This is a genomic window from Planococcus versutus, from assembly GCF_001186155.3.
Lineage (GTDB): Bacteria > Bacillota > Bacilli > Bacillales_A > Planococcaceae > Planococcus > Planococcus versutus.
Genome location: NZ_CP016540.2, coordinates 2759461 through 2782815 on the forward strand (window position 1 = coordinate 2759461; position 23355 = coordinate 2782815).

The following is a 23355-nucleotide window of genomic DNA, read 5'->3' on the forward strand; positions in this document are numbered from 1 at the left end:
AAAGAGTTGCCTTTGTTGTTTAGTTTTGAAGCGTTGAACGACGAACGGATTCTTTAATTTCGACACCGCGCTTTGCCATTTCCGCTATATACTCTTTTCCTGGAACAATCATTTCAGGAGGATAGGCGCCTCTTTTATCAATAATTCCTTTGCCAATCATTTGCGCTACTACAGAGATGGTATAAGCAGTTGCGCGAGCCATTGCCGTAACCCCGGTTTCTTGGTCTTTTACCGTGACCATATTGTATTCGTACGTAATCTCTTCGTCGTCTTTGACACCCGACACTATTACACGCAAAACAACAGCATCTTGTTTTTCTCCAAGCTCTGTTATCGGCTCAAGCACAGCTTTTAAAACTGAACGAAGATTTACTTCTCGATTGTCTATTGTAACCGTTTTGGTTCGATCGGTAAGACCTAAATCAACAAGCAACTTAACTTTGGCTGCATGTCCTTTGTAACGTAAAGTTTTATACTCCAATGAATTAATGTCGCTAAACGTTTCTGTTAATGTCGATGTACCGCCAGATGTATGAAAAGCTTCTAGTTCTCCAAAGTCTTCAAATTGAACATACTCAATTTCAGATAAAGATTCGACTTCTACTAGCTTTCCATCACGAAGAACGTGTGATTTATCTGTATAATGATCAAACACACCTTCTAATGAAAAAACGTGATTGTATTCTAAAGGCGGTTCTGGATGAACGGGAATACCGCCCACAAACAAGCGAATATCAGATACTTGATTTAGCTTGCTCGCGCCATAACCGGTCAGGATATTAATCATTCCTGGCGCTACACCCAAATCCGGAATGAGCGTAACACCTTTTTTTTGTGCTTTTTCATGCATCTTGAGTACGGCATCTGTTGCACCACCAATATGACCACCTAAATCAACAGAATGAACGCCACATTGGAGTGCCGTCGCTGCAACTTTTTCATTGAACGTATAAAATAACGCGTTGATGACGATGTCTCCTTTTGAGATTGCAGCAGCTAAGTTTTCGTCATTGCTAGCATCTACTTGTATCACTTCCAGCTTATCGCTCCCAAGCTTTTCCTTGAATATATTCGCTTGATCTATGTTACGATCTGCTAAGTAAACCTTTTCTACAGCATCACCAGCAATTAAATCTCTAGCTGCTTGTTTTCCCATTAACCCTGCACCTAGTACAACGATTTTCATCTTCTCATCCCCTTTCCGTTAAGCCTCGTTATCTATTTGCGCGCGCTGTAATTTTCCACTGTAATCAACATAAACGCTCTTCCATTCCGTGAACACATCTAATGCAGCAACTCCTGAATCGCGATGACCATTTCCAGTGCCTTTTGTTCCACCAAATGGCAAATGAATTTCTGCACCCGTTGTTCCAGCATTGATGTAGACGATACCCGTATCTAAATCACGCTGTGCTTTAAATGCACGGTTGACATCTGCTGTATAAATAGAGCTAGATAAGCCGTAAATCACACCATTGTTTACATCAATTGCTTCTTCAAAGCTAGACACTTCAATGATAGATACAACAGGACCAAAAATTTCTTCTTGAGCAATTCGCATATCAGGTGTTACATCAGTAAACATTGTCGGAGCGTAATAGTTCCCTTTATCGTAAATGCCCCCTGTTAAAATTTCACCACCCACAAGAAGTGTTGCACCTTCTTGTTGGCCAATGTTAGTGTACGAATGAATTTTTTCAATCGCTTTCTTATTAATAACAGGACCGACTTTTACGGTTTCGTCAGTGCCATCTCCTATAGTCAGTGTCTTTATTTTTTTCAATAATCGTTTTTGAAGTTCCTCTTTAACATCCTTATGCACAATGACTCGACTACAAGCGGTACATCTTTGACCTGCTGTTCCGAATGCACTCCAGAGAATGCCTTCTACTGCCAAATCTAAATCTGCGTCTTCCATAACAATAACGGCATTTTTACCGCCCATTTCAAGTGATACTTTTTTCAAATTCCGGCCTCCCGCTTCCGCTACTTGTCGACCGGTCTCTGTAGATCCTGTAAATGAAATTACTCGCACACCCTCATGTTCAATAAGTGCTGTTCCTACTACTGAACCTGCTCCAAAGACAATATTAGCAACACCTTCTGGCAGGCCGACTTCTTCAAATATTTTAGCCATTTCATAAGCCATCATTGGAGTTTCTGTGGCAGGTTTCCAAATAAAGGTATTGCCTCCAACGATTGCCGGAAACGATTTCCACGTAGCAATCGCTACCGGAAAGTTCCAAGGAGTGATTAGTCCTACTACGCCAATTGGTGAACGTATGCTCATCGCAAACTTATCTGCCAATTCTGACGGTGTAGTTTCGCCAAACATTCGTCTTCCTTCACCAGCCATATAATAAGCCATATCAATTCCTTCTTGAACTTCGCCACGACCTTCTTCGATAACTTTCCCCATTTCTTTCGTCAGCACTTGAGCCAATTGTTCTTTTCGTTCTTTCATCAAGCGACCAATTTCATACAAGTAATCTGCACGTTTCGGTGCTGGTACTTTCGCCCATTTTTTTTGTGCGATTAATGCTGCTTTTACAGCCACATCAACATCCTGCGCTGTAGACATTTGAACTTGCGCTAATTCTTCTCCATTTGCCGGGTTCAAAACTGACCTAAATTCAGCCTGTTCTGCTTGCTGCCAGTTGCCATTCACGAAATTAGTTAATTTCATCGTCATTACCCCTTTCACATAAGTGCTTTTGAGAACGCTTTCACTTTCATTATTTCACAGTTTTCTAGTAAATAGTAGGAGATATCTGAAATTTCTGTACTTAATTTTTTTTTAGTTTTTCCCAAAAAATTTTTTAGTCACAATCCATAAAAAAATATTTTCATAATTTCTTATTAAACTATTGACACTAACGGTGCGTTATAGTGTATTTTAAAGAGAGAGGTGATTCGATTGTACAAAGTACAAGAAATAGCAAAAATAGCAGGCGTAAGTGTTCGGACACTCCATCACTACGACAGCATTGGTTTATTAAAACCATCAAATATTGGCACGAACCGATATCGTTATTACAATAGCCAAGATTTAAAATTGCTTCAACACATTTTATTCTTGAAAGAGCTGGATTTTTCGCTGAAGAAAATTCAAGAACTAGTGGCGGATGGCTTTGACCGTGAATATGCTTTGTTACAACACATCGATTTATTAGAACAAAAAAAGCAACGCATTGAAAAACTTATTCAAAATGCTGAACAAACTCAGCGCGAGCTACAAGGGTTAGAGCACTTAACCGATATAGAGCGCTTTTCAGCTTTTGAAAGTAGCAAAGTAGAAGATCTGATGAAGAAGTACCAAAAGCTAGAAACCGGTTCTGATTCAGCTCAAGTGGAGAATTTAACAACATCATTTACGAGTCCTGAACAACTTGATGTAGCTGTAGCTGCTGCTCCAGTCGAAACAGTAACTTTTGAGGAGTCTGTTAACGCGGTGAGTGAACCTGCTGTTGAAGAAAAAGAAGACGAAGATTTAGAAGAAATCAATCGTGAAGGAAATCGCATTTATACAGCAGTAGCTAGTTTGATGCATTTATCTCCACAAACAAACGCTATTCAACAAGAAATGAAAGCTTATTATACGCTTTTAAATCGCTTTTACGAATGCTCACCAAAAATGTTTCGTGGACTTGGCGATTTGTATGCATCTGATAGCCGCTTTGCAAAAAATATTGATCAGCACGGACAAGGTTTGGCTAGCTATTTGAAAGACGCGATGTATATTTACGCTGACGGTATGCACCATGCTTGAACTTATCGGACCCTGTAGCAATTGTGGTAAAGACGTATATTGCCGGGATGGTTTTTTGGATGGCATTTATGTAGATGGAGAACTGGTGTGTTTTGATTGCCAAGAAGAAATTGAGACATAAGCGTACATAAAAAACTGCCGAATTTGCATTCGGCAGTTTTTTCATACTCTAGTTGTTTCTTTTAAGGCGTTCAAACGTGCTTGCACTTGTTCGCCTGTCAACCCGTGTTCAAAAGCATAACGATTCCGTGGATGTTCACGGCATTCGTCTGTACATGAACGCATGTATTTATGTTCATTTTCTTCAGAAGTTAAGATTTTCGCATTACATTCAGGATTTGCACAATTTACGTAACGTTCACAAGGCTCACCTGTAAAATGGTCTTTCCCTACAATAACTTGCTCTACTTGGTTTATAGGTACCGCAATACGCTCATCAAATACGTATAATTGGCCGTCCCATAGTTCCCCTTTTACTTCCGGATCTTTACCGTAACTCACAATTCCTCCGTGAAGCTGAGAAACATCTTCAAAGCCTTCTTTTTTCAACCAACCAGAGAATTTTTCACAGCGAATGCCGCCTGTGCAATACGTCAAGATTTTTTTGCCTTCAAATTGTTCTTTGTTGTCACGAATCCATTCTGGAAGATCACGAAAGTTTTCAATATCTGGGCGAACAGCGTTGCGAAAGTGACCCAGGTCATATTCGTAATCATTTCGTGCATCTAAAACGATGGTATCTTGCTCTTGCATTTGTTTATAGAATTCTGCAGGTTCGAGATATGTGCCTGTTAGTTCGTTTGGGTTGATGTCGTCTTCAAGTCCAAGGTGAACAATTTCTTTTTTCGCACGAACGTGCATTTTTTTAAACGCATGGCCATTCGCTTCATCGATTTTAAAAACGATGTCTGAAAAACGCAGGTCGCTTTTCATCATGTCCATATAGGCTTGAGTTTGTTCGATTGTTCCTGAACATGTACCATTGATGCCTTCTTCAGAAACCAGGATACGGCCTTTTAGCTCTAGCTCTTTGCACGCTGCTAAATGTTCTACCGCAAAAACTTCTGGATCTTCAATCGGTGTATATAAATAGTAAAGTAAAACATTGTGTGTATGATTTTGCATGAATCATACCTCCTATTTCTCTATTTGGTTTTATTACAAAAAAGCAATAAAAACCTCAATCATTTTACAATAAATAGCGGCAAACTTCAACTTTCACACAATAAAAATGAGTTATATGATTAATTTTTAGCGTTAAAAAAAGCAGCTATACAGCTGCTCTCAGGTCGTAAACAATAGAACTTTTATTTTAGTTAAAGAATGAGTATTCATTTCATCCTATACACTGGATCCTGCGCTCCGGACCCTTATGTGACTGATTAGCAAGCTTTTTTGATGTAAGCTAGCTAGGTTACTCTATTTGATTAGAGCCACATGCTGACAACTGTTTTGATTACGAAGACTTCTATGGGAGTAGCAAAGCGACGAAAGCTGAAGACCCAGGAGGCTGAAGCTAAGCCCACGAAAAGAAAAGTGGCCAGAACACACGGCTATTCATATTAGACTTTTTACAGCCTCAAGCAGCTATATAGTAGTTCATTAACAAACTCGATTTTTTACTGATTTGTTTTCGAAACATGCTTTAATTGCTTCTGCATTTAATGCCATCATCTCTAGACGTGTTTGGACAGTAGCACTACCAATGTGCGGTAACACCGTAACATTAGGTAAAGTGAGTAACGGATGATCTAGTGGTACCGGTTCTTGTTCGAACACATCCAACCCCGCACCCCAAATCTGTTTCTCTTTTAAGGCTTCATATAATGCCATTTCATCAACAATTCCACCTCTTGCTACGTTGATTAAACAAGCAGTTTCTTTCATCAGTGCAAGTTCTTTTGCGCCGATCATGCCTTTTGTTTCTGCTGTTAAAGGAGTTAAAATCACTACATAATCCGAAACCTTTAATAACTCTTCAAATTCTGCGTAACGCACATCTTCTAAGCTTTTGCGCGTCCGATTGTGGTAAAGGACTTCCATACCAAAGCCTTTTGCACGACGCGCTACAGCTTCACCGATTCGACCCATCCCGATAATTCCAAGTGTGGCTCCTCCAACATTCTGACCAGTCATTCCCATGGGTGTCCATGACTTCCACTCTCCTGTGCGAACAGTATTTTCTGCTTCAATAATTTTGCGCGCAGTTGCTAGTAATAATGCAAAGGTCAAGTCTGCTGTAGATTCCGTCAAAACGTCTGGTGTATTGGTAACCGTCACGCCATGCTTTCTCGCTGCATCCAAATCGATATTATTGTATCCGACCGCTAAATTGCTGACGATTTTCAAATGAGGCGCAGTTTCAAATACTTCATGATCTACTTTGTCCGACATCATGGTCCAAAGTGCATGTGCTTCTCTTGCTTCTTTTAATAAGATTGCACGTGGTGCAGGCGTCTCTTCTTCCGTCCACATACGAACTTCGTACTGTTCTTTTAACTCGATTACTGCGCTATCTGGTAGTTTTTGAGTAATAAATACAATTGGCTTCATAAACATCCTCCATCTCTTATTATTCAACAATTATAACAATTAAAAAAACTCACGGCAATTGCCAGCAGTCTTCCATTTTTTACTTGTTTTTTCTAGTGTACTATCAAATAGCCATCATCCGATACGGCTGAAGCCATCCATTCTTCCAAACCAACACACAGCTTAAGAAGAGGGCCGGAAATTCATCGTTACCGACCATAGTTCTGAACGGCTCCCAATGCGTAAAGGAGGTCCCCAAAAACCAAACCCCGAAGACACAAGAAAATGAGTCCCTCTTAGCAAACGATATCCATAATCTAATTCAAACATTCGTTTTGTTAACAAATGATTGGGCCACATCTGGCCTTTATGCGTATGGCCCGACATGTGGAAATCCACTCCTAGTCCACTTGGTGTTTTTAAATCTGCAGGTGTATGGTCCATAACAAGCCAAGGTAGTTTACTTTCTTGTGGTTTTAATGCTGCTAACGAAAGCCGGTTTTGATTTGTACGATCTTCGCGTCCAGTTACATAAAAACGGTCAGCTATCAAAACGGTTTCGTCTCTTAAAATTTTTACACCTGATTGATTCATCACTTTAACCAACAAAGGAATTTTCTTACCGTAATATTCGTGATTTCCTAAAACACCATATACGCCTAGTGATGGCTTTAATTGCGTCATCACTTCAGACATGCCATATCGTGCATACCAAACCGGATCATCATCCACTAAATCACCTGCTAAAAATACAACGTCTGGATCAAGTGCATTTGTTTGATCTACAAAACGCTGCAAATGCCGTTTACCCGATAGAAAGCCTAGGTGAAAATCAGATCCAACGACCATGTGTAGAGGTTCTGCTGATTCTCCTTCTACTGTCACTTCAAGCTTTCGCACAACCGGACTATAAGCCAAATAAGTACCTACAATAAACAGTAGCAAGATGATACCCGTCGTCACTGCGCCGATAACAAACACATCTCCATTAAAATCCATTATGAGTGCCATAATGTTGGCTAGAGGAATCAATAAAATAGCGTATTGTAAAAATGCAAACCAATAAGAACCGATCACCGTAAATCCGAGCCACTTGTGACCAATTCTTCCAATAACGTAACTATAAGCAATTACAAACCAAACAGCTGCAAATAGCCACGGATTCATACTTTCTATAAAACTTGTCAGCCAAACAAAAACTGCCCAACCCAAATACGCAATAAGCGCTGTATAAATCAATAATGTACTGCCTATCCCCACAACCATCTTCATCAAAACGCCTCTTTCTTTTCCTCAAATGACTCTATTTTGAAATGAACATTTTTTTCCATATCATAAAAATAGTATAGCATTTTAACTCTTAAGCTCCACAATTAAACTCTCTTCCACTCTATATGCATACAGCACGACTAGCACCTAGACTCTACTACGCCTCAAGTCCTAGTAAAAGATGCAGTCAGAGACCGTATTGAAAAGACCATTCTCTTAGTATGATTAACATACAAATTAAAGAGGAGGCACATAATATGAACAAATTTTGGTTGTTAACACTAGGCATTATTGCAGGAATCGTCGCATTATCCAACATCGGTGCTTTATTCGCATTAGGTATATCCGCTGTCATCATCTATGTAGGTGTGCATTATTATTTGCGCAGCTTATCCACTTGGGCAAAAGTATTTTGGGCGGCAGTCGCAATCATTGGTGCACTTTCTGCTATCTCTAACGTACCCGCATTGATCGGTCTTGCTGCATTTGCAGGACTGTGGATGATTTACCGCAAATGGAACGGACAAAACGTTTCATTTGATGCTATTAAAGAAAGTGACCCATTTACAAACTTTGAATACCAATGGAACAAGTTAACTAAATAAGGAGGAGACGACTATGACAACTTTATGGGACCGTTTAAAATTCGCAGTGGCAACGGACGTTGACGCACTGATCGCAAAGAAAGAGGACAAAAATCCATTAGCTCTGCTTAATCGTTACATCACAGAATCAGAAAACCAAACAACCGCTACAGGAAAATGGGTTGAACGCCAAGCCCAGTTAAATGGTAAACTAGAAAAAGAATTAGCCGATGCAGTTGCCATGCTTCACAAACGCCAAAATCAATCAGACTTGGCACAAGCTTCAGGCGAAGCAGACCTCGCTGATTTTGCAACAAGAGAAGTCGCCACTTATGCAGCACGCGTGGCCACTTTGCAACACAACCTTGATGAAAACATTGCGGAATTAACGACGTTAGAGCAACGTTACGAAGAAATGAAACACAAAGTAAAAGACATGAAAGTTAAACAACTTCAATTAATGGGCAAAGAAAATGCCACACGTGCTCATTACCAAATGGATAAACTATTGAGCCCTGAGCTCGTCGCAGAACGAATAGGTTCTTTTGACGACATGACTTCGTACATTACCACGCTGGGCTCAAAAGTTGAAGAACGTCATGAACGCTCTGCGATGGAACGACGTCTTGAATTTTTAGAAAAAAATAGCACAAATCAAAAAGAACTTGTTTAAACTGAGATGAGAAGAAGAAAACTTCTTCTCGTTTTTTCTGATTCAAAGAAGGAGGCAAAAACCGTGTCCTATTTTTCAACAAACAAACAGGCGTTTTTTATTTTGAGCGTTTTATTTTTGATTTTTGTAGAAGCTGCCTTCTTTGAAAATGGCAGTGTGTTTTTGATCTTTCTTGGTATCGGAACCATCTACTATGCATTAAAAAATAACGTAAAATACCGTCGTTCTTATTTTTGGACAGGTGCTTTTTTAATCGGAATTTCTATTTTATCCATGTGGAGTTTACGCTTGATGGTGTTTGCGCTCGCTGTTTATTTGTTGCTGCGTCTATGGAAAGGCGACGAATGGCTTCAAACCGCGCCTATTTATCAAGCGACAGATAAAGGCCTAATTCAAAACAAAATATTGTCTACACAAAGTACTCCAATCGAAGCTTATGAATGGAAAGACATTCATATCCAAGGATTTGTAGGGGACATTTTAGTGGATACTACACAAACGGTATTGCCTAAAAAAACATCACTCGTTTCTATTCGACAAGGCTTTGGAAAAATCCAAGTCGTCGTTCCTTATGAAGTTCCTGTACGTGTTTTTTATTCCACACTTCTTGGAGAAGCCCGCTTTTTCAACGGCGATAAAAAGCGCATCATCAATGGAACGATTCATACAGAAGATGGTTATCCCGCAGACGAGGGCAGTGCAGTTGAATTGATTGTTTCTGTAACCACTTGGATGGGAGATGTCGAGGTGATTCGCCGATGAGACAAATACTCCCACGTAGCTTATTCTTTATTTCACTGTTTGCGTTAATCGTCTTTAGTATTTTATTTGCGCTACTTGGCTTGCCCTCATTCAAAGGCTGGGCTGTTTTATGGGAAGATTTTATCGCTGGCTTACCGCTTGGTATTTGGTTACTTGTTCTTATGCTTGCTTTATCTGTCGGTATTTCATGGTGGACAGAATCGTTATCGCGCTCAAAAGTCCAAGAAATCGAAGAGATCTTCCAAGCACTTTTACGAAACGAAGACAATACAGTTGTTCAAGCTGCTAATATGAAAACTCTACCACGCAATTTATCCAGTTCTATCTTAAAACTGCAAAAGCTTCTTGAAACGCAACGTAAAAGCTTAACACGTATTGCTAACGAGCGAGCTGAAACACAAGACCAAATTATTCAAGAACGTTTGATTGTGGAACGTCAACGATTGGCCAGAGAGTTGCACGACTCTGTTTCGCAACAGCTTTTTGCAGCTTCGATGTTGTTGTCTTCTATGACTGAGAGCGAAGATGCGCAGCCTGGATTGTTGCAGACTGAAAAAATGGTTCAACAAGCTCAATTGGAAATGCGTGCGCTGCTCTTGCATTTACGTCCTGCGGCCCTTCACGACAAGAGCTTACGACAAGGATTGTTTGAATTGGTCAGTGAATTAAAAGAAAAAGTATATTTTACTATTAACCATAAACTCGAAGAAGTGCCTTTGCAAAAAGGAGCAGAAGATCACTTGTTTCGCATCGCACAAGAAACCTTATCCAATACATTGCGCCACTCAAAGGCAACCGAGGTTTACATCTTGTTTGTTGAGCGTGATCATTTCGCAATTTTGCGCATACAAGACAACGGCGTTGGATTTGAAAGTGAGCAATCCAAATCTACTTCTTACGGATTGAAGCATATTGAAGAACGCGCTATTGAAATTGGTGCTACGAGTAAAATCGTTTCTGTGCCTTCTGAAGGTACTATTGTGGAAATAAAAGTTCCGATTGAAAGGAAGAAGCCTAATGATTCGAATCTTATTAGTGGATGACCACGAAATGGTGCGCATAGGTGTCTCTGCTTACTTGCAGTCTCAGAAAGATATGGAAGTCGTGGGTGAAGCAACAAACGGTCAAGAAGCCGTCCAGATGGCATTAGAGTTACGCCCTGATTTGATTTTAATGGATATGGTCATGCCTATTATGAACGGGGCAGAAGCCACAAAAGCCATTATCGATCAATGGCCAGAAGCTAAAGTCATGATTGTCACCAGTTTTTTAGACGATGACAAAGTCTATCCTGCCCTCCAAGCAGGCGCCGTAAGCTACATTTTAAAAACGTCAAAAGCTTCTCGAATAGCCGATTCCATTCGAGAAACCATGAATGGTACGCCCGTTCTCGAACCTGAAGTGATGACGAAAATGATGAAGCAAATGCGTCATAAACGTGTTCTCCATACGGACTTAACTGAACGTGAAATGGAAATTTTGTTGTTACTAGCTGCTGGATTGACCAACCAAGAAATTGCTGATCAATTGTTCATTGCTGTAAAAACTGTGAAAACACATGTCAGTAATATTCTTGCAAAACTTGAAGTTCACGACCGTACACAAGCTGTTATTTACGCATTCCAACATAACCTAATTACGCCTCTCAACTAAAAAAACACCGCACAGCCTAGTTACTGTGCGGTGTTTCTCAATTGTGCATTTAGTTTTTGTCGTTCACTGCGCCGAATTTCACTTAAGGCTATCTTCTCACAAATTAGAAAGTCACTTTGACTATTATCTGTCAAAGTGACTTTCCGCTCTTATTTATAGTTCAGGCTTGTTGTTTTCTTTTTCCATTTTCTTTTCCAATTTTTCTAACTGACGTTTCGCAAACTCACGTCCACCCATACCAAATGAAATTGCAAACGCTACTGCAAGTCCAGCGATAATGAATAAGAATGCTAAGTTCACGATGTTGGTCGCAAAGTTTAATTGGTCAAGCGTCATGAATACTGCAATAATGATCACTACATATTTCACAATGGCTCCTAAAAAGCGATTGCTCGAAGCTTGTTTTACGTAATTTCCTAGCAAGCTTCCTCCAATAAGTCCAAGACCTAGAATGATCAATGAACTGATAAGAAGTGGCAAGTAAGCAATAACAGCTTCACCAATTCCATTTAATACATCAAGTTGCAATACGTTCATCGCTTCTACTGTAAAGAAGATGATGATGATTGCTTGGACTAATTTGCCAATGACGTTTGCAATATCAACGCTCGGTGATTTTGTTTTATCAGTGCTTAAATACGTTGAGAACCGATTGATCCCTGTTCCATTTAAAAGACTGATTAACAAATCTCCAACGAACTTCGCAATCAGGATACCTGCTAGCACTAAAATAATCGCGACAAAGATGTTTGGAATCATGTTAAGAACTTGATTAAGCATATTAACAATCGGTTCAGAAATCGATTGAATGTTTAAAGTTTCTAATGCAATCGTTAAGATTGGAATGAGTACAATAACAAAAACAACATTCGCTAATACATTTGCTAGTGTTGACTTGTCTCCTGCATCCATTCTTGTAGTTCCTGTAGTGCTACTTGTTTTACCAGTAAATTTGTTGATCCACTTGTCAACGTTGATTGCTGTCAAAAGACTGAACACCAAGTTTTTCACAAATTTCGCTACAAAGTAACCAATTACGAGGATAATGATAGCCATTAAAAGATTAGGTAAAAAGGCCAATAGTTTATCCATCATGTTCGAAATTGGCTGTGCCACATTGTTCATGTCCAAAGTTTGTAAAACACTCGGAATAAACAAAATGAAAATTAAGTAGTAAAGGATTTTTCCTATCGAATCCAACATACTGTCTGCACTTTCTTTAGTTTTCGCCATGTGTCCTCTAACCATAGCTCGGTCTGCACCTGCTTTTTTCAAACCTTTAGTGAAGATTGCTTTGACAATTGTTGCTACAATCCATGCTACAAGTAATAATAATAATGCCCCTAAAACGTTTGGAATGTAGTCGATAATCGTATTGCCGACTCCTCTAAAAGAATTTCCAATATCATTCATGCATTCGTCCTCCTTTTGTTTGTATAAGACTCACTCCTACTATTCCCCTACTTTCATGAAACTAAACGCTAATCTCTCTTTTTTATGAACTGAATATTTTGAGGTAAACTTGCTCTTCTATTATAATAAAAGAAAAGGAGGAGATCCTATGTATATGACAATTCAGGAAACTGCTGCTTTTTTATCAATGTCCGAAGAGCAAGTCAATCGTTATGTTTTAGAAGGTCGCATTCGCACAGTTCATGACGGCGAGCAATACATGATTAATACTTCTCAATTTGATACGCATTTTAAACAATTAGAACAAGCAAAGCATGCTTTAGAGGAATGGCGTGCTACTCCTATTCCAGATGATGTGGATATAAAAGACGAGGATTAACTCCAACTTACAGCAAAAACATCTGAGCCATTCAATACATGGCTCAAATGTTTTTGTATTTATACATCGCTTTTTGAGTTCAATGAATAAGTCTCACCGAATGGGTTCAGGTAGGACAAACGTTTTTAGTTTTTCACTTATAAACCTTCCCCATTTTTCAAACTCCGTCAAAAATCCATCGTGACCATATTCTGTTTTGATAATTTCCCACTCTGCAGTTCGCTGTTTTTTCAGCCATGGTATAGTGAGTTCACTTGGATAAAGCAAATCGTTCGTAAACGAGAGCGAGTATACTGGAACTTCTAAAACCGCCTCTTTAATATCATGTGTATTCATAGCTTTTAGCAATACGAGATAGCTATTAGCATCAAAACGCACTGCTAATTTTTTTCCTTGATAATTTAAATACGACTGAATATCAAACTCACTTGCATCGCCTGTGCGCCCAAATCGTTGATTGAACATACTGCCACTTCGATACGTTACCATACCAGCCATCCTAGCCAACTCGAACCCTTTCAAAACAGTAGAGTCTTTATAATTTCCGCCATTAAAATCGTGATCATTTTCAATAGCCATTATCCCAATATGATTAAAAGCGATTCCATAGTCACTGTAATATGGCGTAACAGCTAATGGGAAAATTGTACGAATAAATTCTGGATACATTTTTCCCCACTCTAACGTTTTCATCCCTCCCAGAGATCCTCCAATCACGCCAACCAAGTTTTTGATACCAAGTTTTTGTAGTGCATAGTACTCAGCTCTGACCATGTCACGTATTGTAAGCGTTGGAAAATCTGCAAGATACGCTTGTCTTGTTGCAGGGTTTACCGACGAGGGTCCTGTCGATCCATGACAGCCACCAAGCACGTTAAATGTAATCACTTGAAAAACAGTTGTATCCACTGACTTGCCTGGACCGATCATCCCTGCCCACCAGCCTGGATTTTGCTCGGTGCCAACTGCATACTGATCGCCCGTTAATGCGTGACATACCAGAATCACAGGAGCATTTTCATCTCCAAGACGTTCATATGCAAGTTCTGCGTGATCCAACACTTGAGCTGAGTCTAGAGTTAATGAGCCAATGGATACTGTTTTCATAGCGATTCCTCCTTATGCTTTTGCTAATGTTGCGACTTGAATCGCTTGTTCTAAGTCCGCGATTAAATCTTCTGGGTCTTCTAAACCAATCGACAACCGAATCAACTCTTCGGTTACACCAGATGATTTTAGTTCTTCATCGTTCAACTGTTGATGAGTTGTTGAAGCTGGATGGATGATTAACGACTTTGCATCACCCACGTTTGCAACATGTGACCACAACTGGATGCTATCAATCACTTTGCGTCCTGCTTCTCGTCCACCTTTAATACCAAAATTAACAATCGATCCGTACCCATTGTTTTTCAAGTATTTCTTCGCTAGCTGATGAGATGGATGATCTTCGAATCCTAAGTAATTCACCCATTCAATTTGTGGATGTTCTTTTAAATATTCTGCAATAACTTGAGCGTTGCTATTATGCTTGGGAATGCGTAAGTGCAACGTTTCTAAACCTTGAATTAATGCATGTGCGCTATCTGGACTTAATGACGGACCAAAATCTCTCAATAACTGAACACGTAGTTTTGTTGCAAAAGCTGCATTCGGGACATCTATTCCATAACACAAACCGTGGTAAGATCTATCTGGTTCAGTGTAATTGGGAAAACGTGGATTGTTCCAATTAAACGTGCCAGCGTCTACTGCAACTCCGCCAATTGTCGTGCCATGACCACCAATCCACTTTGTAGCTGAATGAATAACGACATCTGCGCCAAACTCAATTGGATTGCTGCCATATGGAGAAGCAAATGTATTATCAATCAATAACGGAAGTCCATGATTGTGAGCAATAGCTGCAATTTTTTCGACATCAAAGATATTCAAACTAGGATTCCCAATAATTTCGCCAAAAATTACTTTTGTTTTATTTGTAATGGCTGCTTTGAAATTCTCTGGATTTGTAGCATCAACAAATTTAGTCGTAATGCCATAACGCGGCAGTGTATTGGCAAATAAGTTATGCGTACCACCATAAAGACTGCTATCTGCCACAATTTCATCTCCTGCTTCTGCAATGTTTAAAATTGAAAAGGCAATTGCTGCCATTCCTGATGAAAGAGCAACTGCTGCAGTTCCTCCTTCAAGCAAAGCTACTCTTTGTTCGAAAACGTCAACTGTTGGATTCATAATACGTGAGTAAATGTTCCCTGCTTCTTTTAACCCAAAAAGATCTTGTGCGTGCTGTGTATCACGAAAAACATAAGAAGTTGTTTTGTATACTGGTACACCTCTAGATCCTGTTGTTGGATCTGGTTGCTGCCCGCCGTGTAGCAATAACGTTTCTGGTTTTAAGTTCATCATTTTCTATTCCCCCTCTTATTTACGTGCTGTAGTTCCGAAAAGGGACAACAAAAAGCCCCCTTCGTTTAAGAAGAGGGCCGCAAAATACGGAGTTTCCTCCTCTTATCTGTCAGAACCTGTACATCGATTCTGTAGGAATTAGCACCTTTCCAGATAAATTCATCTGTTGGTTGCCGGGCATCATAGGGCCTATCCCTCCGCCACTCTTGATAAGAGTATTTGATTTTTTTGATCTTGTTGTGAAGTATAAAAACTTTCCAGACATTTGTCAAGCTAATTAGTCGAAAAATTTTGAAACCTCAGCCATTTTCAAACGTTATCTGTATATAGAGGAGGAATCGATTATGTTTATGTGGATTTTGCTATTATTTATTGCAAGCTATGGAATCGGCTGTTGTCATGGATCTTTGGTAGCGCAGATGTTATCAGGCGTGAATGTTAAAAAACAAGGCATTAAAAATTCTGGTGCTTCTAACGCGGCTATCGTATTGGGTTGGAAATACGGATTACTTGTAGCTATTGTTGATATCTTCAAAGGATTCGTAGCTGTAGCGGGTTTGCGTTTATTGCTTTCTACAGGTAATTTTGCAGCTGACGTAACATGGGCGTTATTGTTTGTCGCAGGTGCTGGCGTTATTGTCGGGCATAACTTCCCATTTTTCATGAAGTTTCAAGGAGGCAAAGGGACAGCCTCTGTTATAGGCGTTATGTTAGCACTTGATTGGAAGCTCGGTTTGCTCGGTCTTATATTATTAATCACTGTTTCACTCGTAACAGATTACTTAGTAATTGGTGTACTCGTATTGTATAGCGTTTATTTAGTAATCGCAGTTATTCCGGCAGTAGGACCATGGCCTCTCGTGATTGCTACGGTACTTTTTGCAATGGCTCTTTGGAAACACCAGGAAAATATTATACGCATAAAAAATGGGAGTGAAAACAAAGTATCAGCAGTTTTACGTAGGAAGCCGACAACGCCTACCTAACAAAGGAATTCTCTTTATTATCTCGTTTTATGACAGAATTTTCTTGCTTCATGTTAAAATAGATACGAGACTTATTTTAGGAGGATTTATACATGTTAGAAAATTTAATTGAACGACTTGTTCGTTATGCTAAAATCGATACACAATCTGACTTTACGAGTGACACGACACCTTCGACTGAAGGACAGTGGAACTTACTCCATGAACTGGAAAAAGAAATGAAAAGCATTGGACTCAAAGAAGTTAGTATGGATGATGCAGGGTATCTTTTCGGTACGTTACCTGCTAATACTGATAAAGAAATTCCAGTTATCGGCTTTTTAGCGCATGTAGATACAGCTACTGATTTTACTGGGAAGAATGTCAATCCAAAACGCATTGACAATTATGATGGGCAAGATATTCCTTTAAACGACAACATTCACATGTTAGTAGCAGATTTTCCTGCTCTCAAAAATTATGTTGGCCATACACTCATTACGACAGACGGCACCACGCTTCTCGGTGCAGACAATAAAGCAGGTATAGCTGAGATTATGACAGCGATGGACTATTTAATTAAGCATCCAGAAATCGAACATGGGAAAATTCGCGTCGCATTTACGCCTGATGAAGAAATCGGTCGCGGTCCACACAAATTTGACGTTAAACGCTTTGGCGCTGAATATGCCTATACGATGGATGGTGGTCCTCTTGGTGAGTTGCAGTATGAAAGTTTTAATGCAGCAAGTGGTAAACTGATTGTTCAAGGCAAAAGTGTCCATCCGGGCTCTGCAAAAGACAAGATGGTCAATGCACAAACCGTGGCTATTCAATTTCAGCAAGAAATGCCTAAAAATGAAGTTCCTGAACTGACAGAAGGCTACGAAGGATTTATTCATCTGAATAATTTTGTTGGCGACGTCGAAACAGCAGAATTAAGCTATATTATCCGCGATTTCGATAAAGAGAAGTTTGAAGAGAAAAAACAACATATGCAAGCTGTGGCAGAGAAGCTTCAGCAGCAGTACGGTAAAGAAGTTATTCATTTAGAACTCGAAGATCAATATTACAATATGCGCGAAAAAATCGTACCTGTTATGAAAATTGTTGACTATGCGGAACAAGTTATGAAAACACTAGAAATCGAACCAAATATTGTTCCTGTTCGTGGCGGAACGGATGGTTCTCAATTGTCTTATATGGGACTTCCAACACCTAATATTTTTACAGGTGGCGAGAACTATCATGGAAAATACGAATTTATCTCTGCTGAAAACATGGAAAAAGCTACACAAGTAATTATCGAACTCGTAAAATCAGCTAAATAAAACTCAAAAAGATGTATTGGAAACATTCCAATATGTCTTTTTCTTTTGTAAGGCTTCAACTTTTGCACTGAGGATGCTTTTAAATAGCTACACCATCCTTAAAATAAACTTTATTGAAATCTGACTATTTCTAGCAGAATATTCGTGATGTTGTTTACGCATACCATGTTGTTGAAAAAGCAGATGTTTTAAAACTTTTGTTTAAGGAATATAAAGGATACATACAAAAGGAAGAGGTGCTCTATATGTCAGATAAAAAATCACTAGATCAAGACAAGCGTGAAGGTGCTTCAATGGACAATCCAGAACAGTATAAAACTGATAAAAAAACTCTTACTGAAATGCACGAAGAAGAGTTAACTGTTGACGCTATTCCTATGGAAGACTTAAAACAAGAGAAGCGTGAAGAAGGCGATAAGCGCGGTACTAAGAATAGTTCTTCAAGCGAAGAGAAATTCCCTGAATAATCGTGCAAATGTTTGTTATAGCAAAAACCCACAGAGACTGTTCTCTGTGGGTTTTTTATGCTATGATTCTCATTTGAACAGGAGTGAAAGAAAATGAAAAACTGGATTTATCCGCTTATGGTCGTCATAGCTGCAAGCTGTTATGGGATTCTCTCAACTATTATAAAGGTGGCCATGAAAAATGGATTTACTTCTGCGGAAGCAGTAACTAGTCAATACTTTATAGGGTTCGCATTGGCAGCTCTGTTATTTTTTGTGACACAACGAAAAATGCCTCGTCTGAAAGGTTGGAAAATTTTGGTGCTGTCGGGTAGCTTTACAGCGGCCACCGGTATGGTGTATGCACATTCTCTTAACTACCTTCCCGCTTCACTAGCCGTTGTTTTATTATTCCAATTTACTTGGATTGGCATGTTCTTAGATTGTATCGTTAATCGCCGATGGCTTAAACGAACAGAAGTTTTTTCGTTAATTTTATTATTTGCTGGTACATTGTTTGCAGCGGGTATTATTGGCACTGACCTCAGTGGCATTCCATGGCAAGGTTGGGTATGGGGCATGGCTGCTGCATTTTGTTTTTCTGCGTTTATGTTTGTCAATGGTAAGCAAATCGAAGGCATGGACACATCAGCCCGTCTGTTTTATGTGTCACTTTTTGCAGCAATCATTGTAGGACTTTTTCAAACACCTGAAATTGTTTGGAACGGTCAATTATTCACTGAAGGCTTATGGATTTACGGCTTATTGCTGGGCTTTTTTGGCATCATTATGCCAATCTATTTCTTTTCTATCGCCGTTCCGCGCGTCGGCTCTGGACTCGCTTCGATTTTAAGCGCAATGGAGTTGCCCGTTGCTGTCATTGCATCTGTTCTTATTTTGAACGAAACATTAAGTTCGCTTCAAATTGTCGGGATCTTTATTATTTTGATCGGAATGGTTTTGCCAAGTGCGTTTAATCGAACGCCCAAAACTGTAGAACATATTTAAAGACCTGCTACCTTAGCAGGTCTTTTATGTTTAATTCGGAGTGAAACAGGAATAGACAACTATATAGACAAAAGGAGTGATAGTAGATGAATCAAGAAGATGTAAAAAAAGCTGCATTAAAAGTTCTTGAGGAAAGTTACGTAGGAACATTAGCCACAGTAAAAGGGGATAAGCCCCATTCACGCTACATGACTTTCTTTAATGACGAGTTCACACTCTACACTGCCACTAGCAAAAAAACACAAAAAGTTGATGAACTAGAAGCAAACCCACATGCTCATATTCTTTTAGGCTATGAAGGAGAAGGCATTGGTGATGCATTTTTAGAAATCGAAGGCACAATGTCTTTAAATGACGATCGCAAAATTATCGACAAAGTATGGAATGATAATTTAAAAGACTGGTTTGAAGGTCCAGACGATCCAAATCTTATTATTTTAGCTATAAAACCAGAGCGGATTCGCTTAATGAATAAAAAAGGTGAAGAGCCACAAACTCTAGAACTGTAAACACAAAAACGGCTCAAAATCATGAGCCGTTTTTTTATGTTTGAAGAATTTCACGAAGCCCTTCCCTATTAAACATCAGGTCTTCAAGCGTATATTCATCGAGTACTGATAAATATGCGTTGAGTGCTTTGCCTAAAGCACCGCGCAACCCGCAAATTGACGAAATGGGACAACGATTTGTAGCCGAGTTAAAACATTCAACCAAATGGAAGTCGTCTTCCATTTTCCTTACTACCGTACCAACATTAATCTGTTGAGGGAGATCTGCAAGACGAATACCACCGCCTCTTCCCCTAACTGTTTGAATGAAACCTGCTTTTCCGAGCTCAAACGTAACTTTAGTCAAATGATTCTTGGATATATTGTAAGCATCAGAAATTTCTTGGATAGTCGTCAGTTTTTCTGGCTCTTTTGTGCCTAAATAAATCAAAACACGTAATGAGAAATCAGTATACATGGTCAATCTCATTTTATTCACCTCTTCTGACTGTTTATTATAGCGACTTTTTAGTTCTTTCGAAAGCAAATGAACCTCAAAATACGAAAAGGAGTGTTTACTATGTTATCAGAACAAACTCGTTCTATTGTTAAGTCTACTGTCCCCGTTTTAGAGGAACATGGTGTTGCAATTACCACTCGATTTTATGAAAATCTTTTTGTAGCGCATCCTGAGTTATTGAATATTTTCAATCAGGCAAACCAAGCACAAGGTCGCCAACAAGCTGCACTAGCAAATTCAGTTCACGCAGCTGCCGTTCACATTGATAACTTGGAAGAAATTCTTCCAACGGTTGTTCAGGTGGCACACAAGCATGTGAGTGTTGGCGTTTTACCTGAACATTATCCAATTGTTGGTGACTATTTACTAAAAGCCATGAAAGAAATATTGGGTGACGCTGCAACAGACGAAATTCTTGAAGCGTGGGCTGAAGCTTATGGAGTCATTGCAGATGCTTTTATTAATGTTGAGAAAGACATGTATAAAGAAACAGAAGACCAAGAAAATGGTTGGGTATTTTTTAAAGATTTTGTTGTTGCACGCAAAGTCAAAGAAAGTGACGTCATTACTTCTTTCTATTTAAAGCCTGCAGACGGATCTGATGTACCTCCTTATACACCAGGTCAATACATTTCAGTGCGACTTACGATGCCTGGAGAAGAATTTTTAGTCATTCGGCAATACAGTCTTTCTCAAGCACCAAAGCCCGATGAGTTCCGCATTTCAGTTAAAAGTGAAAATGACAACGATCCAAATGGTGTTGTTTCCAACTATCTGCACCGCAGCCTCAATGAAGGTGATCCTATCGAAGTAAGTGCACCTGCTGGAGTCTTTGTACTCGATCTATCGAAAACAACGCCTGTTGCTTTCATTAGTGGCGGTGTCGGGATTACTCCAATGATGAGTATGTTTGAAACAGTTGCACGATCTACACCCGAACGTCCAACTGCTTTCTTGCATGGTGCGCGTAATCCAAATCAACACGCTTTCGATTCAGACATTCAATCTTATGCTAAAAAAATGGAAAACGCTCGTTACAAAACAGTGTATTCTGATGAACCAAATGGGTTTATAACACGGGAAATGCTAGAAGAGTATGTGGATCCAGCTAGTGATATCTATGTTTGTGGTCCGCCACGCTTTATGGAAATTATGATTCGTGAATTGCGCGGATTAGGCATTCCAGAAGAACAGATTCATTACGAGTTTTTTGGTCCAGCAATGAATTTAACGATGGATAGTGAATAAATAGATTAGCCGCCCAGCTTATGCTGGGCTTTTTTATGTGTTTAGAAGCATGTAGGCGAAATATGACGTATTTTGATGAGTTTGGACAGTATTTCTCTTTGTTTAGACAGTATTCATCAACTAATGGACAGTATTTGAATGAATACGGACTGTATATCCATTTAGTGGAATTAACTCTTACCGGAGCTAAACGGTCGCTTCTGCTTTTCTTTTTGTCCAGACTCCAGCGACCAACTCCTCGGGTCATGAGTCAACTCAACTGCGTGGCAAAGAACGCCACACCGCTGATCCGCCTTATGCCTGTCGGAGCTAAACGGTCGCTTCTGCTTTTCTTTTTGTCCAGACTCCAGCGACCAACTCCTCGGGGCATAAGTCAACTCAACTGCGTGGCAAAGAACGCCACACCGCTGATCCACCTTATGCCTGTCGGAGCTAAACGGTCGCTTCTGCTTTTCTTTTGTTGTGACTTTTTTGTGAAGTCAATTGTGTCTAAATTTTAAAGAAGTATTTAAAATATATCTTTAAAAAGATTGGAGGAGTATAGTCAAGGTATAGAAAACAAAAGGAGAGATTGACCATGTTATCACAAGAGACAAGAACAATCATTAAATCCACAGTACCGGTATTAGAAGAGCACGGAACAGCGATCACAACTGTTTTTTACAAAAATATGTTCGAAGCACATCCTGAACTTTTAAATATTTTTAATCACGCAAACCAAAAACAAGGTCGTCAACAAGCTGCATTAGCAAACACGGTTTACGCTGCAGCAGTTCATATTGACAATTTAGAAGCTATTCTTCCAGCTATCGTGCAAATTTCCAACAAACATGTAAGTTTGGGAATCAAACCGGAACATTATCCGATTGTTGGAGAATACCTATTAAAAGGAATTAAAGAAGTTTTAGGTGATGCTGCAACTGACGAAATTATCAATGCATGGGCAGAAGCTTATGGTGTCATTGCAGATGCCTTTATCGGTGTTGAAAAAGATATGTATGCAAATATGGAAACTCAAGAAAATGGTTGGAGTTTCTTTAAAGACTTCTCAATTGCTCGTAAAGAAAAAGAGAGCGAAAACATTACTTCTTTCTATTTAAAACCAGTAGACGGAAAAAATGTTCCAGCTTATCAGCCTGGTCAATACATTTCTGTACGCATGGCAATTCCAGGAGAACAGTATTTGTTCAACCGTCAATACAGTCTTTCACAAGCTGCTTGTGAAGATGAGTTCCGTATTTCAGTTAAACGTGATGCAGACAATGATCCGAACGGACGTGTATCTGTTTATCTTCATGACGAAATGAATGTAGGCGATCGCTTTGAAGTCAGCGCTCCTGCAGGTGAATTCGTTCTAGATACTGAAAAAGATACACCCGTAGCATTTGTCAGCGGCGGTGTTGGTATTACACCAATGATGAGCATGTTCGAAACTGTGGCTACTTTAACTCCTGAGCGTCCAACAGCCTTTCTTCATGCTGCACGCAATGAATCCTTGCACGCTTTCGACAAAGATATTCAAAAACACGTTGCAGCTATGGCTAATGCAAACTACAAAACACTTTATTCTGATCAGCCACAAGGGTATATTACACAAGCAATTTTAGAAGAGTACGTCGACATTACAGGTGACGTTTATGTATGTGGTCCTGTTCCTTTCATGGAAGCCATGATTCAACAACTGAGCGCACTTGGAATGAAAGAAGAACAAATTCATTTTGAATTCTTTGGTCCAGCTGTCGCTCTTCAAACTGTATAATATTTTTAGAAGCTGTCCATTCACTGGACAGCTTTTTATATGCAGTCATTTATTGCAATAAGCAGTAGTCGTTTAAATCTATTGTGTTATCTACTGCCAGAAATTCACTTACAATAAATAAATGCCCTGCTAAAGCGCAGGGCA

The 23355-nt window shown here is 39.4% G+C and carries 23 protein-coding genes and 1 riboswitch; of the genes, 14 read left to right on the forward strand and 9 right to left on the reverse strand.

All coding sequences use genetic code 11. The features are described from left to right. Positions 1-19: 19 nt before the first annotated feature. Both I858_RS13870 and I858_RS13875 read right to left on the reverse strand, forming a co-directional pair. Positions 20-1186, reverse strand: coding sequence for a saccharopine dehydrogenase family protein (locus tag I858_RS13870; RefSeq protein WP_049693022.1), 1167 nt, complete (start codon positions 1184-1186; stop codon positions 20-22). A gap of 18 nt (positions 1187-1204) precedes the next feature. Continuing rightward, complete coding sequence (locus I858_RS13875; RefSeq protein WP_049693023.1) at positions 1205-2686, reverse strand: aldehyde dehydrogenase family protein; 1482 nt, start codon at positions 2684-2686, stop codon at positions 1205-1207. Positions 2687-2908: 222 nt separating this feature from the next. On the opposite strand from I858_RS13875, the gene I858_RS13880 reads away from it, so the two are divergent. Further along, positions 2909-3769 carry a MerR family transcriptional regulator gene (locus I858_RS13880; protein WP_239457176.1) on the forward strand — a complete coding sequence of 287 codons (861 nt, stop codon included), beginning with the start codon at positions 2909-2911 and terminating at the stop codon, positions 3767-3769. Positions 3770-3931: 162 nt separating this feature from the next. Here the strand turns inward: I858_RS13880 and trhO are convergent, their stop codons facing one another. From trhO to I858_RS13895, 3 genes are all read right to left on the reverse strand, one after another. Then, positions 3932-4894: an oxygen-dependent tRNA uridine(34) hydroxylase TrhO gene (trhO, locus tag I858_RS13885; protein ID WP_049693025.1), complete on the reverse strand. Its 963-nt coding sequence runs from the start codon at positions 4892-4894 to the stop codon at positions 3932-3934. Between the two features lie 477 nt (positions 4895-5371). Further along, positions 5372-6322, reverse strand: coding sequence for a 2-hydroxyacid dehydrogenase (locus I858_RS13890; RefSeq protein WP_049693026.1), 951 nt, complete (start codon positions 6320-6322; stop codon positions 5372-5374). A gap of 162 nt (positions 6323-6484) precedes the next feature. Further along, a complete protein-coding gene (locus I858_RS13895) occupies positions 6485-7573 on the reverse strand; it encodes a metallophosphoesterase (protein ID WP_049693027.1) in 1089 nt (362 codons plus the stop codon). A 254-nt stretch (positions 7574-7827) separates the two neighbouring features. Here I858_RS13895 and I858_RS13900 point away from each other — a divergent pair, with 254 nt between their 5' ends. The 5 genes from I858_RS13900 to I858_RS13920 all read left to right on the forward strand — a co-directional run bounded on the left by I858_RS13900 (position 7828) and on the right by I858_RS13920 (position 11242). Next, positions 7828-8175 (forward strand): lmo0954 family membrane protein, encoded by a 348-nt coding sequence (locus I858_RS13900; protein ID WP_049693028.1) that lies wholly within the window; start codon positions 7828-7830, stop codon positions 8173-8175. Between the two features lie 13 nt (positions 8176-8188). Further along, positions 8189-8827 carry a PspA/IM30 family protein gene (locus I858_RS13905; protein ID WP_049693029.1) on the forward strand — a complete coding sequence of 213 codons (639 nt, stop codon included), beginning with the start codon at positions 8189-8191 and terminating at the stop codon, positions 8825-8827. Between the two features lie 63 nt (positions 8828-8890). Further along, the gene (gene liaF / locus I858_RS13910) at positions 8891-9589 is read left to right on the forward strand and encodes a cell wall-active antibiotics response protein LiaF (RefSeq protein WP_049693030.1); all 699 of its coding nucleotides are present in this window, start codon (positions 8891-8893) and stop codon (positions 9587-9589) included. Next, complete coding sequence (locus I858_RS13915; RefSeq protein WP_049693031.1) at positions 9586-10632, forward strand: sensor histidine kinase; 1047 nt, start codon at positions 9586-9588, stop codon at positions 10630-10632. The genes liaF and I858_RS13915 overlap by 4 nt, the downstream gene beginning before the upstream one ends. Then, positions 10607-11242: a response regulator transcription factor gene (locus I858_RS13920; protein WP_049693032.1), complete on the forward strand. Its 636-nt coding sequence runs from the start codon at positions 10607-10609 to the stop codon at positions 11240-11242. Before I858_RS13915 ends, I858_RS13920 begins: the two co-directional genes overlap by 26 nt. Before the next feature lie 153 nt (positions 11243-11395). Here the strand turns inward: I858_RS13920 and I858_RS13925 are convergent, their stop codons facing one another. Next, positions 11396-12655, reverse strand: a complete 1260-nt coding sequence (locus tag I858_RS13925; protein ID WP_049693033.1) for a mechanosensitive ion channel — start codon at positions 12653-12655, stop codon at positions 11396-11398. A 148-nt stretch (positions 12656-12803) separates the two neighbouring features. Between I858_RS13925 and I858_RS13930 the strand changes: the two genes are divergently transcribed. Continuing rightward, entirely contained in the window at positions 12804-13034 is a 231-nt protein-coding gene (locus tag I858_RS13930) for a helix-turn-helix domain-containing protein (protein ID WP_049693034.1), read from the forward strand. A gap of 93 nt (positions 13035-13127) precedes the next feature. On the opposite strand, the gene metX is transcribed toward I858_RS13930, so the two are convergent. Both metX and I858_RS13940 read right to left on the reverse strand, forming a co-directional pair. Beyond that, positions 13128-14141, reverse strand: coding sequence for a homoserine O-acetyltransferase MetX (gene metX, locus I858_RS13935; protein ID WP_049693035.1), 1014 nt, complete (start codon positions 14139-14141; stop codon positions 13128-13130). Between the two features lie 12 nt (positions 14142-14153). Beyond that, entirely contained in the window at positions 14154-15446 is a 1293-nt protein-coding gene (locus I858_RS13940; RefSeq protein ID WP_049693036.1) for an O-acetylhomoserine aminocarboxypropyltransferase/cysteine synthase family protein, read from the reverse strand. A 99-nt stretch (positions 15447-15545) separates the two neighbouring features. Then, positions 15546-15662: riboswitch (SAM riboswitch) on the reverse strand. Between the two features lie 128 nt (positions 15663-15790). On the opposite strand from I858_RS13940, the gene I858_RS13945 reads away from it, so the two are divergent. From I858_RS13945 to I858_RS13965, 5 genes are all read left to right on the forward strand, one after another. After that, a complete protein-coding gene (locus I858_RS13945) occupies positions 15791-16432 on the forward strand; it encodes a glycerol-3-phosphate acyltransferase (RefSeq protein ID WP_049693037.1) in 642 nt (213 codons plus the stop codon). 92 nt (positions 16433-16524) lie between these two features. After that, complete coding sequence (gene pepT, locus I858_RS13950; RefSeq protein WP_049693038.1) at positions 16525-17742, forward strand: peptidase T; 1218 nt, start codon at positions 16525-16527, stop codon at positions 17740-17742. A 245-nt stretch (positions 17743-17987) separates the two neighbouring features. Continuing rightward, entirely contained in the window at positions 17988-18209 is a 222-nt protein-coding gene (locus tag I858_RS13955) for a hypothetical protein (protein ID WP_049693039.1), read from the forward strand. 93 nt (positions 18210-18302) lie between these two features. After that, complete coding sequence (locus I858_RS13960; protein ID WP_049693040.1) at positions 18303-19196, forward strand: EamA family transporter; 894 nt, start codon at positions 18303-18305, stop codon at positions 19194-19196. Between the two features lie 86 nt (positions 19197-19282). Next, positions 19283-19705, forward strand: coding sequence for a pyridoxamine 5'-phosphate oxidase family protein (locus I858_RS13965; protein WP_049693041.1), 423 nt, complete (start codon positions 19283-19285; stop codon positions 19703-19705). Between the two features lie 34 nt (positions 19706-19739). On the opposite strand, the gene I858_RS13970 is transcribed toward I858_RS13965, so the two are convergent. Further along, positions 19740-20174, reverse strand: coding sequence for an RrF2 family transcriptional regulator (locus tag I858_RS13970; RefSeq protein ID WP_049693042.1), 435 nt, complete (start codon positions 20172-20174; stop codon positions 19740-19742). 90 nt (positions 20175-20264) lie between these two features. Between I858_RS13970 and hmpA (I858_RS13975) the strand changes: the two genes are divergently transcribed. Next, positions 20265-21452, forward strand: coding sequence for an NO-inducible flavohemoprotein (gene hmpA / locus I858_RS13975; protein ID WP_049693043.1), 1188 nt, complete (start codon positions 20265-20267; stop codon positions 21450-21452). Between the two features lie 577 nt (positions 21453-22029). After that, positions 22030-23211, forward strand: a complete 1182-nt coding sequence (gene hmpA, locus I858_RS13980) for an NO-inducible flavohemoprotein (RefSeq protein WP_049693044.1) — start codon at positions 22030-22032, stop codon at positions 23209-23211. The last annotated feature ends 144 nt before the right edge of the window (positions 23212-23355 follow it).

What these genes read in the sequence shown, in the direction of transcription:
- I858_RS13965 (WP_049693041.1), top strand. Translation starts at nt 19,283, where the DNA reads ATGAATCAAGAAGATGTAAAAAAAGCTGCATTAAAAGTTCTTGAGGAA.
- I858_RS13895 (WP_049693027.1), bottom strand. Translation starts at nt 7,573, where the DNA reads ATGAAGATGGTTGTGGGGATAGGCAGTACATTATTGATTTATACAGCG.
- I858_RS13875 (WP_049693023.1), bottom strand. Translation starts at nt 2,686, where the DNA reads ATGAAATTAACTAATTTCGTGAATGGCAACTGGCAGCAAGCAGAACAG.
- I858_RS13920 (WP_049693032.1), top strand. Translation starts at nt 10,607, where the DNA reads ATGATTCGAATCTTATTAGTGGATGACCACGAAATGGTGCGCATAGGT.
- I858_RS13930 (WP_049693034.1), top strand. Translation starts at nt 12,804, where the DNA reads ATGTATATGACAATTCAGGAAACTGCTGCTTTTTTATCAATGTCCGAA.
- I858_RS13970 (WP_049693042.1), bottom strand. Translation starts at nt 20,174, where the DNA reads ATGAGATTGACCATGTATACTGATTTCTCATTACGTGTTTTGATTTAT.
- I858_RS13900 (WP_049693028.1), top strand. Translation starts at nt 7,828, where the DNA reads ATGAACAAATTTTGGTTGTTAACACTAGGCATTATTGCAGGAATCGTC.
- I858_RS13890 (WP_049693026.1), bottom strand. Translation starts at nt 6,322, where the DNA reads ATGAAGCCAATTGTATTTATTACTCAAAAACTACCAGATAGCGCAGTA.
- trhO (WP_049693025.1), bottom strand. Translation starts at nt 4,894, where the DNA reads ATGCAAAATCATACACACAATGTTTTACTTTACTATTTATATACACCG.
- metX (WP_049693035.1), bottom strand. Translation starts at nt 14,141, where the DNA reads ATGAAAACAGTATCCATTGGCTCATTAACTCTAGACTCAGCTCAAGTG.
- I858_RS13955 (WP_049693039.1), top strand. Translation starts at nt 17,988, where the DNA reads ATGTCAGATAAAAAATCACTAGATCAAGACAAGCGTGAAGGTGCTTCA.
- I858_RS13925 (WP_049693033.1), bottom strand. Translation starts at nt 12,655, where the DNA reads ATGAATGATATTGGAAATTCTTTTAGAGGAGTCGGCAATACGATTATC.
- hmpA (WP_049693043.1), top strand. Translation starts at nt 20,265, where the DNA reads ATGTTATCAGAACAAACTCGTTCTATTGTTAAGTCTACTGTCCCCGTT.
- I858_RS13960 (WP_049693040.1), top strand. Translation starts at nt 18,303, where the DNA reads ATGAAAAACTGGATTTATCCGCTTATGGTCGTCATAGCTGCAAGCTGT.
- hmpA (WP_049693044.1), top strand. Translation starts at nt 22,030, where the DNA reads ATGTTATCACAAGAGACAAGAACAATCATTAAATCCACAGTACCGGTA.
- I858_RS13915 (WP_049693031.1), top strand. Translation starts at nt 9,586, where the DNA reads ATGAGACAAATACTCCCACGTAGCTTATTCTTTATTTCACTGTTTGCG.
- I858_RS13940 (WP_049693036.1), bottom strand. Translation starts at nt 15,446, where the DNA reads ATGATGAACTTAAAACCAGAAACGTTATTGCTACACGGCGGGCAGCAA.
- I858_RS13945 (WP_049693037.1), top strand. Translation starts at nt 15,791, where the DNA reads ATGTTTATGTGGATTTTGCTATTATTTATTGCAAGCTATGGAATCGGC.
- pepT (WP_049693038.1), top strand. Translation starts at nt 16,525, where the DNA reads ATGTTAGAAAATTTAATTGAACGACTTGTTCGTTATGCTAAAATCGAT.
- I858_RS13905 (WP_049693029.1), top strand. Translation starts at nt 8,189, where the DNA reads ATGACAACTTTATGGGACCGTTTAAAATTCGCAGTGGCAACGGACGTT.
- I858_RS13870 (WP_049693022.1), bottom strand. Translation starts at nt 1,186, where the DNA reads ATGAAAATCGTTGTACTAGGTGCAGGGTTAATGGGAAAACAAGCAGCT.